11 protein-coding genes are annotated in these 12,580 nt (G+C 49.1%); 8 read left to right on the top strand and 3 right to left on the bottom strand.

The window, feature by feature from the left end; all coding sequences use genetic code 11:
• Window positions 1-135 precede the first annotated feature (135 nt).
• Complete coding sequence (locus MKY48_RS21030) at window positions 136-1,512, top strand: amino acid permease (RefSeq protein WP_339266084.1); 1,377 nt, start codon at window positions 136-138, stop codon at window positions 1,510-1,512.
• Here the strand turns inward: MKY48_RS21030 and MKY48_RS21025 are convergent.
• Window positions 1,509-2,144: a LysE family transporter gene (locus MKY48_RS21025; RefSeq protein ID WP_339290747.1), complete on the bottom strand. Its 636-nt coding sequence runs from the start codon at window positions 2,142-2,144 to the stop codon at window positions 1,509-1,511. The two genes, MKY48_RS21030 and MKY48_RS21025, sit on opposite strands and share 4 nt — an antisense overlap.
• A 243-nt stretch (window positions 2,145-2,387) precedes the next feature.
• On the opposite strand from MKY48_RS21025, the gene MKY48_RS21020 reads away from it, so the two are divergent.
• From MKY48_RS21020 to odhB, 4 genes are all read left to right on the top strand, one after another.
• Window positions 2,388-2,897: a metallophosphoesterase family protein gene (locus MKY48_RS21020; protein WP_339266080.1), complete on the top strand. Its 510-nt coding sequence runs from the start codon at window positions 2,388-2,390 to the stop codon at window positions 2,895-2,897.
• A gap of 117 nt (window positions 2,898-3,014) precedes the next feature.
• Complete coding sequence (locus MKY48_RS21015; RefSeq protein WP_339290746.1) at window positions 3,015-3,917, top strand: DUF72 domain-containing protein; 903 nt, start codon at window positions 3,015-3,017, stop codon at window positions 3,915-3,917.
• A 243-nt stretch (window positions 3,918-4,160) separates the two neighbouring features.
• The gene (locus MKY48_RS21010) at window positions 4,161-7,037 is read left to right on the top strand and encodes a 2-oxoglutarate dehydrogenase E1 component (protein ID WP_339290744.1); all 2,877 of its coding nucleotides are present in this window, start codon (window positions 4,161-4,163) and stop codon (window positions 7,035-7,037) included.
• Window positions 7,038-7,042: 5 nt separating this feature from the next.
• The gene (odhB, locus tag MKY48_RS21005) at window positions 7,043-8,317 is read left to right on the top strand and encodes a 2-oxoglutarate dehydrogenase complex dihydrolipoyllysine-residue succinyltransferase (RefSeq protein WP_339290743.1); all 1,275 of its coding nucleotides are present in this window, start codon (window positions 7,043-7,045) and stop codon (window positions 8,315-8,317) included.
• A 600-nt stretch (window positions 8,318-8,917) separates the two neighbouring features.
• Here the strand turns inward: odhB and MKY48_RS21000 are convergent.
• Window positions 8,918-9,082, bottom strand: a complete 165-nt coding sequence (locus MKY48_RS21000; protein ID WP_202618974.1) for a hypothetical protein — start codon at window positions 9,080-9,082, stop codon at window positions 8,918-8,920.
• A 173-nt stretch (window positions 9,083-9,255) separates the two neighbouring features.
• On the opposite strand from MKY48_RS21000, the gene MKY48_RS20995 reads away from it, so the two are divergent.
• From MKY48_RS20995 to MKY48_RS20985, 3 genes are all read left to right on the top strand, one after another.
• Complete coding sequence (locus tag MKY48_RS20995; protein ID WP_339290741.1) at window positions 9,256-10,338, top strand: lactonase family protein; 1,083 nt, start codon at window positions 9,256-9,258, stop codon at window positions 10,336-10,338.
• A 72-nt stretch (window positions 10,339-10,410) separates the two neighbouring features.
• Window positions 10,411-11,202 carry an SDR family NAD(P)-dependent oxidoreductase gene (locus tag MKY48_RS20990; RefSeq protein ID WP_339290739.1) on the top strand — a complete coding sequence of 264 codons (792 nt, stop codon included), beginning with the start codon at window positions 10,411-10,413 and terminating at the stop codon, window positions 11,200-11,202.
• A gap of 91 nt (window positions 11,203-11,293) precedes the next feature.
• The gene (locus MKY48_RS20985) at window positions 11,294-11,542 is read left to right on the top strand and encodes a DUF1450 domain-containing protein (protein ID WP_015736210.1); all 249 of its coding nucleotides are present in this window, start codon (window positions 11,294-11,296) and stop codon (window positions 11,540-11,542) included.
• 102 nt (window positions 11,543-11,644) lie between these two features.
• Here the strand turns inward: MKY48_RS20985 and MKY48_RS20980 are convergent, their stop codons facing one another.
• Window positions 11,645-12,550 carry a rhodanese-related sulfurtransferase gene (locus tag MKY48_RS20980; RefSeq protein WP_339266069.1) on the bottom strand — a complete coding sequence of 302 codons (906 nt, stop codon included), beginning with the start codon at window positions 12,548-12,550 and terminating at the stop codon, window positions 11,645-11,647.
• Between the last annotated feature and the right edge of the window lie 30 nt (window positions 12,551-12,580).

The raw sequence follows: 12,580 nt of genomic DNA, 5'->3' as shown, positions 1-12,580 counted from the left end.
GAGCATAATTCCATGGCTTCTCTTTGCCAAAAGGCATTTTTAGGTTGAGATACGCGGTACATAAATCACGGAGGTTCCCTTCATAATAAGGAAAGTTTTGAACGAACCCATAACAATAATCTGGAGGACAGAACCGTGAACAAAGGGGCGAAGGCGGAGTCAGGGAACTTGAGATGGTGGCAGCTATCGCTGCTGGGGGTTGCATCAACGATCGGCACAGGGTATTTTCTCGGATCCGCTTTAGGCATTCGGCTTGGAGGACCGGCTTTTCTTCTTTCCATTATATTGGCGGCGACAGCCACCTTCTTTGTGTTTGATGTGCTGTCACGGATGACGGCCGAGGACCCGCAGAAGGGCTCGTTCCGAACCTATGCCAAAAAAGCCTATGGCCGATGGGCAGGCTTCTCTACGGGGTGGATGTACTGGTGCTCCGAAGTGTTGATCATGGGGAGCCAGATGACGGCGCTGGCGATTTTCTCTCGCTTCTGGTTCCCTGGCGTTCCAATGTGGATATTTGCGTCAGGTTATGCCGTATTGGGACTGTTTGTCATCTGGATCGGCAACAAAGGCTTCGACCGGCTGGAGAATGTATTGGCTATCATTAAGGTCGCCGCGATTGTCATGTTTCTCATCATTGCTGCTGCCGCCTTGATGGGGTGGTTAAAAGGAGGGTCGAAGTTGCACGTTCCGGGCAGCATAAACGCATTTTTCCCGGCAGGTGGCATGGGCATGTGGTCGTCCCTGATTTTTGCGTTCTATGCCTTCGGGGGAATTGAAGTCATGGGGGTCATGGCGATTCGCTTGAAGAATCCGAAGGAAGCGCCCAAAGCGGGTAGAGTGATGATTCTGCTGCTATCCATCGTATACGTTCTTTCGATTGGCATGGCCGTGATCATGGTGGCCTGGAATCAATTCTCCACGACGAAAAGCCCCTTTGTTGTGGCACTAAGCTCCTACCACCTTCCTTTTATCCCGCATATATTTAATGCTGTATTGATTATAGCCGGTTTCTCGACCATGGTTGCCTCGCTGTATGCAGTGACCACGATGCTGGTTACGTTATCCGAAGATAAGGACGCTCCCAAGCTGTTTTCTAGGAAAAAGTTTAAGCGGGATACGCCCATATATGCACTTTCCCTTACAGCTATCGGATTGATTGTATCTATTGTGTTGTCTCTGCTCATGCCAGGCAAGATTTATGAGTATTTGACCACGGGTGCAGGACTTATGCTGCTGTATAACTGGTTCTTCATCCTCATATCGGCAGGCCGACTCATAGAGCTTACGGTGTGGGGCAAGATCAAAAGATACATCGGGATGCTGTTGATTGCGGCTGCCGTCAGTGGAACCGCACTCCACCCTATGAGCCGCCCGGGGCTCTGGATCAGTATTGGGTTTATCGTGGTAATCGGTCTGGTTGTCCTATGCATGCGCTCCGTGTGGAAGAAATCCGGTCAAGGCCACGCCAGGGAGGCGGATAAACCCAAGTTTCGTCCGAAGCCGGCTCGTTAGAATATGAGCGGATATAGCAGCGCAAGAGCCCGAATTCCAAAATAAACGCCAAAGACGATTAACGAGATGCCGGAAATTATGGAGATCAGGGAGAGCGCTCTATTGCTCAAATATCGGCGGAATACACTGCCGAGCGCAGCCATGAACAAATCCCATAGTACAACCCCGGCGATGACGGCCACGCTGTAGAGAAACAGATTGGCGGAGCCGTCGTCCGTTGCGGTTTTAACGAGAATAGAGCCGTAGATTCCGAGCCAGAACAGGATTGTCATCGGATTGGATACGGACAAGAGAAACCCGGAGAGCATGCTTTTCCATAACGAATCTTCATTGTTTTCTTGACTGATCGTCACTTTATTGGCATTCAGGATGCTTTCAAGCCCCGAATAGATAAGAACAAAGGCACCGAACAGCCACAGAAAGGTCTGCATGAACGGCGTATTCAGGAAGTGAACAACGCCCAGGTAGACCAGGATCATATAAAGGATATCTGCCAGGACCGCACCGATTCCGAACAACCATGCATGCCAAAACCCTTTCTTAATCCCCTTATCGAGCTGTGCTGCATTGACCGGGCCTACGGGGGCTGATAGAGAAAGTCCCAGAATCATGTAGCTAATAAAAATACTCATTGACTTCCACCTCTCGTCATGAACATGGATAAGAAAGCTTGTACCTTCATGCTCGTACATTCTATTCAGCACTCAAACAAACTAAAACTTATGATTGGAAATTTTTTCTGTCTTAAACAGACCAACAAACCGCGCAACTCACCTGCGCGGTTTTATTTGAATTCGTTTATTTGGTAGGATATAGGTTAGTGTCAGACAGCAGGTATCTCAGCATTTAATATGATGAAGAAGGGGTCGATCAAGATGAGTTTTCCATTTCGGATTACGGTATTGTCAGACACCCATATGCCAAGAAAAGCGAAAGAGCTGCCAGCCGCACTGCTTGAAGATGTGAGGCATTCGGATCTTATTCTTCATGCTGGTGACTGGTCTAATTGGGAGCTCTATGAACAGCTTAGTCAATATGCTCCGGTGGAAGGAGTAGCCGGAAATGTTGATGACGAGCGGATCATAGAACGGTTAGGTTACAAGAAGCTGGTCGAAATCGAAGGCAAACGCATCGGTATTGTGCATGGGCACGGACAGGGAGGAACAACCCCCTCCCGGGCAAGAAAAGCTTTTGCGGACACGGAGGTGGATTGCATCTTGTTTGGCCACTCCCATATACCGTTTAAAGAACATGTGCAAGGGGTGCTGTTGTTCAATCCCGGTTCCGCCACGGACAAAAGACGGCAGCCCCGGTACTCCTATGGAAGGCTACACATCGTGAACGGAATGCTGGAGGCGCATCATATTTTTTACGATCAGAAGTGAATGTGATGATAGCAGTTGGTAAAAACAGTAAGGGGTTGCCTGCTTTTGAAATTTCCCGTATGGGGTTAATTAATAGAAGTCCCCGATATGGTAAATCATGTGGATGAGAGGATTGTTATGTTAACGGAAGAAAAGCATGAGCATGTGATTCAGGTAGGTCTGTCCGGATGGGGAGATCATAACAAGTTGTATGATGAAGGGGCGAGGGCCGCCGACAGGCTGGAAATGTACAGCCGACATTTTCCCATCGTGGAGATGGACAATTCATTCTATGCCATACCGTCACCGGAACAAATGAATAAGTGGGCAGCTGCTGTTCCGGAACATTTCGGTTTTATTGTAAAGGCTTATCAAGGCATGACAGGCCATGCACGCGGCCAGGGCAAGGACAGATACCCAAGCGTCAAAGCGATGTTTGATCATTTGCTCACGTCAGTTGAGGAATTGCGGGCTGCGGACAAATTAAGGACCGTTCTGTTTCAATACCCGCCCTGGTTCGGGTGCGAACGCAAACATGTGGACATTCTGAAGCGTACGCGGGAGTGGATGAAGGATGTACCCGTAGCTCTGGAATTTCGGCATCAGAGCTGGTATGCGCCAGAGTTTCGGGAGAAGACTCTTGAGTTTATGCGAAATGAGGGCTGGATTCACAGCATCGCCGACGAGCCGCAAGCGGGCATTGGATCCGTCCCGGTCGTGCTTGAGACTTCGTGTACAGAGGCTGTGATGATCCGGATGCATGGCCGTAACGCCGAAGGGTGGCACTCCAGCGGTCAGCCCAACTGGCGCGAGGTGCGGTATTTATACCGTTACAGCTTAGAGGAATTGGAGCAGTGGAAGGTATGGATAGAGCAATTGCTGGAGAAGTCGAAACAATGCTGGATTATATTCAATAACAATTCGGGAGGAGATGCTTCCGACAATGCCAAACAGCTTCTTCAACTGCTGGGGATGGATACCGGACCTGAACCGCTGCGGCAGATGGACTGGCTGGAAGTGGATGTTTTTTCGGATAAATGACTTTAATTGGAAACCTATACAGAGAATTGGTGGCTTTACGGACAAATCGTCAAAAAATTGACGCAAATTCATCTGTTTCTGAGATCATTATTATATATAAAGGGTATTTTCGGTATTGAGGCCAAGTGTATTATAATGTAATCGTAAGAAAACGTTTATTTAATGTAAAATGTAGTATGCAGAATGTAAAATTAGAAATTCCGTCCTTGAGCAATCAAAATAATCTGACGGAGGGAGTCAGCGATGAAGACCCTTGACAGAATGACAGAGGGACCTTGGCAGAAATATCATGGTCCGAACTTGGGGTACATTCAAGATCAGTATGAGAAGTTTTTGCAAGACCCGCAATCTGTGGAGCCAGGATACCGTGAGCTGTTCGCCAGCTGGGGACCGCCTCCATCTTTGGAAAACAATGAAAAGAAAGCGGATTCGCAGGGACAAGGTGTTAGCTATGACCCGCAATTACTGAAAAAAGGGGTAGCTGCCGGCAAACTGGTATGGAACATTAGAACCTATGGTCATCTGGCCGCCGACATTGATCCAATTGGAATTGGAAACGAAGCTGACACACGTCTGCTTCAACCAGAAAGCTACCAACTCAGCCAAGCGGATTTGGCAGCCCTGCCTGCAGAGATCGTCTGGGAGGAGGCTCCTAGCGATATCAAGAATGGCTTAGAGGCAATCCAGCGGCTGTTACAATTATATACAGGCTCCATTGCCTATGAATTTAGCCATGTTCACGATGAAGAAGAACGCAAATGGCTCAACGAGCAGGCCGAATCGGGACGTTATTTGTCCGCCATGAGCGTAGAAGAGCGCAGGGGGCTTTTGAAGAAGCTGTTTGAGGCCGAGCAATTCGAGGAGTTCCTGCACCGCACATTCGTAGGTGCGAAGCGCTTCTCGGTTGAGGGCAACGAAGCACTCGTACCACTGCTTGACGAAATCGTTCGCCAAATGGCCGAGGTGGATGTCAACTCCATCCTCGTAGGGATGGCACACCGTGGGCGCTTGAACGTCCTGGCTCATGTACTGGGCAAGGATTACAGTAAGATTTTCTCGGAGTTCATGCACTCTCCGAATAAACATCTCGTTCCATCCGAAGGCTCCATGGGCATTAACTACGGCTGGACAGGTGACGTGAAGTATCATTTGGGTGCGGACCGTTATTTGAAGAAGGATGAAGCACGACAGGTTCGGATTACCCTTGCGAACAATCCGAGTCACCTTGAATATGTCAATCCGGTGGTAGAGGGCTTTGCTCGTGCTGCTCAGGAGGATCGCAGTGAAGCGGGATATCCGAAGCAGGATGTAAACAAAGCGCTGAGCATTCAGATTCATGGTGATTCCGCGTTCCCTGGCGAAGGGATCGTGCCGGAAACCCTGAACTTTAATAAACTGCCAGCGTTCCGTACGGGCGGATCGATTCACATTATCGTGAACAACCGTATCGGATTTACAACAGAAGGCAAGGATTCCAGATCGACTCATTATGCGAGTGATTTGGCGAAAGGATATGAGATTCCGATTATCCACGTGAACGCCGATGATCCGGAGGCATGTATCGCGGTTGCTCGTCTTGCGAGTGATTATCGCAATAAGTTCAAGAAGAGCATTCTGATTGACCTTGTTGGCTACCGGAAATATGGCCATAACGAAACCGATGATCCGGAAACTACCCAGCCGCTTATTTATCAGAAGGTGAAGAACCATCCAACCGTCAGCACGATTTATATGAAGAAACTGGTGGATGGAAACATTCTGACCCAAGAACAAGTGGACAGTCTGAAGAATAGCGTTCTGGAGGTCTTGAAGAATTCTTACGAGAGCGTGAAGTCGAAGGATCCTGTTGATCAGATCCTGCTTGGACTGAACGCGACCGACGGTAAATCCAAGACGGAAGTAGCTACGAATGTATCTGCACAAGTGCTGCGCGGGATTAATCGCGAGCTCCTGCAGTGGCCGGAAGGCTTTACGGTATATCCGAAGCTTCAGCGTATTCTCGAGCGCCGCAGCAATTCGCTCGACGAAGGCGAGAAGGTGGACTGGGGCCATGCCGAAACGCTGGCTTTCGCTACAATTCTCGCAGACGGCAAGCCGATCCGGATTACGGGACAGGATGCCGAACGTGCAACATTTGCCCATCGTAACCTTGTGCTTCACGATGCGGTTAATGGAGAGACCTTCTGTCCGCTGCACCGGTTGCCGCAAGCCAAGGCTTCGTTCGCGATCCATAACAGCCCGTTGACTGAAGCAGCCGTTGTTGGATTTGAATATGGCTACAATGTGTACTCTCCTGAGACTTTGGTTATCTGGGAAGCGCAGTATGGCGATTTCGTTAACTGTGCCCAGGTTATCATTGACCAGTTCATCACAGCCGGCCGCTCGAAGTGGAGACAGAAGTCCAGTTTGGTTATGCTGTTACCTCACGGTTATGAAGGGAATGGTCCTGAGCACTCCAGTGCAAGACTGGAACGTTTCCTCCAGCTGAGTGGTGAAGATAACTGGACGGTTGCGAATCTGACTTCCGCTGCCCAGTATTTCCATCTGCTGCGCAAACAAGCTTCCTTGACCGAAACCGAAGATGCCAGACCGCTGGTGATCATGGCTCCGAAGAGCTTGATTCGTAATCCACGCGTGGCATCGCCTGTGAATGCGTTCAGTGAGGGCGGTTTCCAGAAAGTGATGGAGCAGCCGGGTCTTGGCCAATCACCGAAGAAGGTGGAACGCCTTGTTCTTTGCTCGGGGAAAGTTGCAATCGATTTGGAGGACGCACTGGATAAACAGAAGGATCAGGATCAGTCCTGGCTTCATATTCTTCGTGTGGAACAGCTGTATCCATTCCCGAAAGAAGAAATTTCCCGTGTGATGCAGAAGTATCCGAACCTGAAAGAAATTCTGTGGGTTCAGGAAGAACCTCAGAACATGGGCAGCTGGAGCTTCATGGAACCAAGAATTCGTGAAATTGCACCTAAAGGCACAGAGGTCCGTTACAGCGGGCGTCCTGAGCGTTCGAGCCCTGCTAGCGGCTATCAGGATGTTCATGCTTATGAGCAACAGACCATCATTTCTTTTGCCCTTAATCGTAAAACTATAAATCAACAGATCTCATTGGGGAGGTAGCGGCTGTGAGCGAAATTACTGTACCAGCTATGGGCGAATCCATCACCGAAGGAACGATATTCAAATGGCATGTTAAAGAAGGGGATAGCGTTAACATCGGTGATGTGCTGCTCGAGTTAGAAACGGATAAGGTTAATCTTGAAATTAGCGCAGAGTCTGAAGGCGTTGTGGAAAAAATCCTTCGTCAAGAAGGGGAGAATGTAACGATCGGTGAAGTGCTCGGTCAAATTTCTCCACAGGAAGGCGTTGCAAGCGCACCGGCACCGAAGGCTGCTGAAGCTCCTGCATCCGCGCAAACGGAGACTGCTCCGGCACCCGCGGCAGAAGCACCGAAGCCGCAAGCTCCTGTACCGGCTCAGAACGAGGAAGGAGCGGGTCTGACTGCATCGCCATCCGCACGCAAACTGGCTCGTGAACGCGGGATTGATCTGGACCAGGTACAGGGCCGCGACCCGATAGGTCGGATTTACCATGATGATGTGAAGAATCATAATGAAGCCAAGCAGCCTGCAGCACCAAGCAAGTCTGCTGCTGCCACAGCTGCTCCGGCAGCACAGGCTCCGGCTGCTGAGTATGGAAAGCCAGTAGAACGCACTCGTATGTCTCGCCGTCGTCAAACGATTGCGAATCGTTTGGTCGAAGCGCAGCATACGGCTGCGATGCTGACTACCTTCAATGAAGTAGATATGACAGCGATCCTGGATGTACGTAAGCGTCGTAAACAAGCTTTCCAAGAGAAGCATGACGTAGGCCTCGGCTTCATGTCCTTCTTCACCAAAGCGGTTGTGGGTGCGTTGAAGAGATTCCCGCATCTCAATGCCGAGATCGATGGCGACGACATCGTCGTAAAGAAATTCTATGATATCGGTATCGCGGTATCTGCGAAAGAAGGACTTGTCGTTCCGGTCGTTCGCGATGCTGATCGTCTTGGCTTTGCCGAGATTGAGAAGGAAATCGGCAATCTTGCTGCGAAAGCTCGTAATAATGCCCTGTCCTTGTCTGAGCTGCAAGGCGGTACATTTACGATCACGAATGGCGGCGTCTTCGGCTCGCTGTTGTCTACGCCGATCCTGAATACGCCGCAGGTGGGTATCCTCGGCATGCACAAAATCCAGCTTCGTCCGGTAGCCATTGATGCAGAGCGTATGGAGAATCGCCCTATGATGTACATCGCACTGTCTTATGATCATCGGATCGTTGATGGTTCCGAAGCGGTTCGCTTCCTGGTTACGGTTAAAGAGCTCCTTGAAGATCCAGAGTCGCTGCTATTGGAAGGTTAGTATCCGCCCAGAGATGTGCATAAATAAGAAGGCCGCATGGATATAACCATGCGGCCTTCAAAGTATCCAGAAACCCAGGTCATTTTACGACCATGGGTTTCTTTTTGCATTCAGGTAGAAATCAATCGATGAGAGGAAGGGGAGTCCCCCATTTTTCCTGGTGATCCAGGTGAATCGCCATCTTCTCCATGTTCTGCGCGTCTGCTGTCATCAAGGCTTGTTCCTTGACGTTTTGCAGCCCGCGCAATCGGCAATAGCGAACCCGAACCCCATAAATCTGTCCTCCTATGGGTATATATGTTATATGCTGGCGCCTTTATGGGATATATTACCTATGATTTGGTAAATTCAAACATTTTAATATTTTGCGTGGAGGGAGTTGATGGGTGAAATGAAGAACAATAAAGCTTTGTGGATTATCTTAGGAGTTGTTGCTTTGTTTATTATTATCTATTTTCTTGCCACAGCTAGCTAATCCTATATAATTAGGCCCCTAGTTTTGAGACTATTAAGAAAAAACTTACCACCTGCAAAAAACAGGGGGGTCTCAACAGCCTGAAGGCCGCATGGAATGTCCATGCGGCCTTCTTAACTATTTCATTATGATTGAGATTTTTTATCGTTTGGATCCGGAAGATCCCGAGGGTTCCAATTCTCAGCCTGAGGCTCCACATCCTGGTGTTTCTTCACCTTGTCCCTTTGTTCCTGAGAGTCATTCTCCGTATTCTGCTGATTGCGTACTTCCTCGCTGTTCGGTTGTTTCATGGGAATACCTCCTTCAGTCGATATAATACATACATACCCGGTATGACAAAAGACAAACAGACATCAGACGTCAAGTCATTTGATTTTCATTAGGGTTGAAGTTAACATGGTAACTGAAAGTACACTACATAAAACATGATAAGTATAGATAAATGAGAGGAGAGATAGACATTATGGCGAATCCATCACAACGTACGCTGCTGTTTACAGGTGCGTATGCGGAAGACAACCAAAGCGGAGTATGCGTATATGAATTTAACGGGGATAGCGGCGAACTGAAGCTGCTTGATGAGGTATCCGGCATTAAGAATCCGACCTTTCTGAACGTAGACCCGGAAGCCAGACGTTTATATGCCATTGGCGAAATTACAGAGGAAGGCGGAAAGACTGGCGAGGTCATCAGCTTTGAGATTGACCCTATGGCCGGCAAGCTGACCGAACGGAACCGTATTCGCAGTGTGAGCAGCTCTACTTGCCATATCCAGCGAGATGAAGCGAGCAAGCATCTGATTGTTTCGAGTTATCATGGAGGTTTGGTAGGCCTTCATGCAATCGGTACGGATGGACAAGCCGGTGAACTTCTGGATGAGAAGAAACACGCGGATCTCGTTTCTGTACGGGAAGATCAGCAATCCAGAGCGCATTCGGCGTTTTACAGTCCAGATGGTAGATTCGTGTTCGTACAGGACTTGGGACTGGACAAAATTCTCGCTTACACGGTAAATGAGAATACCCAAGAATTGAGCTTTCATGGCGAAACCCAGTTGGAAGCAGGCGTAGGCCCCCGTCATTTAGCGTTCCACCCAAGCGGTGCTTACGCTTATGTCATCAACGAGTTGAATTCCAGCGTCACGGTGCTTCGCTACATCCCGAACGAGGGGCGTTTAGAAATACTGGAAACGATATCGACACTGCCTGCGGATTTTGACGGGGAGAGTTACTGCGCCGAGATTGCCGTGTCGGCGGATGGCAAAACGGTATACGGGTCTAACCGCGGACATGACAGCATTGTCGTATTTTCCGTGCATGAAGATACCGGTCGCTTAAGTCCGGTTCAATATATTTCGACAGAAGGCGGACACCCGCGTCATTTTACGCTGATGCCTGGGGGTAAGTTTCTGATTGTCGCCAATAGAGACGGGAATAATCTTGTATTGTTTGATGTGAATCCGGAAGACGGCAAGCTTGCCTTTACGGGATATACCGTCTCGCAATCCAAACCGGTATGTGTAAAACCGGCGGTATTCCAGCTTTAGACAGCCAAGATTCAGATACCGACTCGTTGGGTTATCTATAATCAGGAAAACTTAAACGAGGAGGTTGTGGCAATGTCAACAAATCAACGTTTGGATGGTAAAGTAGCCATCGTTACCGGTGCTGGTTCCGGAATCGGCCAGGCCGCAGCCCTTCTTTTGGCGGAGCAAGGAGCGAAACTGCTGTTGATCGATATTGATCGTGAACGCGTGGAGAAGGTGAAGCAAGCGATTGAGCAAGGCGGAGGCGAAGCGCTGACCGGCAACTGTGATATTTCCAAAGCGGAATCGCTGAAGGATTGCTTCAGCCAAGCTGCCGAGAAGTGGGGAAAGATGGACATCGTGTTTGCCAATGCCGGGATCAATGGGACCAAGGCTCCGATCGAGATGATGGAGCTTGATGAATGGGATGCTACGATCAATACCAATTTAAGAGGAACGTTTGCCACGGTAAAATACGCGATTCCTTATTTGAAAGAGCATGGTGGCAGCATCATCATTACGAGCTCCATTAACGGTAACCGGGTGTTTACCGGCTTTGGTTTCTCAGCATACAGCACCACGAAGGCCGGACAGGTTGCTTTCATGAAGATGGCGGCTCTGGAGCTCGCACGTTATAAAATTCGGGTCAATGCCATTTGTCCCGGCGCGATTTCAACCAACATTGATGAGAGCACCATCGAGAAGCCAGAGCTCGACGAGGTGACGATCCCGATTGAATATCCGGAAGGTGATCAGCCATTGGCGGACGGACCGGGACAGCCTTCACAGGTTGCCCAACTTGTAGCATTTCTTGCATCGGATGACGCTTCCCATATCACCGGCACTGAAATTTATATCGACGGAGCGGAATCCCTCATTCACTAACCTTCAACAAAGACCGATTTGACAAAACCGGGCGTTTTCCTCATAATGAATGAACGTATTGTCAAATGGAATAGTGGTGATGAAGATGGGGATGGGGATTGTCGTTGTGGAAATATGCGACAGCAACTTGATGAGTGCTTTGGAGCTTGAGCATCTTGAGGAATTGTATCCCGAAATCGCTGTCCTGCGGGCCGATTGCATGAATCTTTGCGGTCTGTGCAAGCTGCGGCCATATGCACTGGTGAATGGTAAACGTGTATTCGCGGCAACGACGGAAGAATGCGTCGAGAAGATCAAAGCTGCTATCGAAGCTGAACTGGCTGTTTTCCATGATATTTAATACGTCTGAATGCAGACGAGATCGTATAGTAAAAGGGCAAGGTGCGAGTGAATCGCAACCTTGCCCTTTCCTTTAGTTATAACTATTTATGGCTGGGTTGGCTCAGGAAGCATTATGGCTTGCAGCAACAATCTCTTCACACTCCGCGGAACAGCAGCCATGATGAAGTTCCTCACACTCTTCGCAGCATACATGCTGCAGGTGGCAAGCGTCATTATCGCAGTTGATGTACCGATCTTCGGGCTTTCCGCAATGGTGGCATTTACCAACGATGACATCCTCGTCCGTTTGATTGATCGGTACAGCAATACGCTCATCAAATACATAACATTTCCCGTCGAACAGACGGCCTTTTACTTCAGGGTCTTTCCCGTAGGTGACAATGCCGCCCTCCAGCTGGGCAACGTCCTTAAAGCCTTCCTTCAGCATGAAGCCGGTCAGCTTCTCGCATCGAATGCCCCCTGTGCAGTAAGTCAGGATGGTTTTGTCCTTATGCTCGCTCAGGTTCTCGCGAATCCAATCCGGAAACTCACGGAAGGATTGAACCTCTGGACGTATCGCATTGCGGAAATGACCAATATCGTATTCGTAGTCATTCCGTCCGTCGATGACGATTACATCATCACGCTGCAAGTATTCATAGAATTCTTGAGGCGCTAAGCGGGTTCCGCTGATCTCGTTAGGGTCGAGCTCATCCTCCACCCGGAAGGTAACGAGTTCTTCGCGGTGACGGACAAACATCTTCTTGAATGCGTGCCCTTCGGATGGGTCAATCTTAAACACCATGTCCGCAAATAGCGGGTTGGCGTGCATATCCTGCATATATTGCTCAGTCTGTTCAATCGTACCGGATACCGTACCATTGATGCCTTCGGAGGCAACCAGGATACGTCCTTTGAGTCCAAGATCTTTGCAGTATTGCAGATGCTCGTCTTTGAACGCTTCAGGGTCCGGGATTTGAACAAATTTATAATAGAGAAGGATCTGATACTTCTGTTGCTCTGACATGATTTAATCACCTGTTCTTTTATATATTCA

It is taken from the genome of Paenibacillus sp. FSL W8-0187, assembly GCF_037969755.1.
Taxonomy (GTDB): domain Bacteria; phylum Bacillota; class Bacilli; order Paenibacillales; family Paenibacillaceae; genus Paenibacillus_AQ.
The sequence above is the reverse complement of the archived record's forward strand: the minus strand, read 5'-3'. Positions and strand labels throughout refer to the sequence as shown.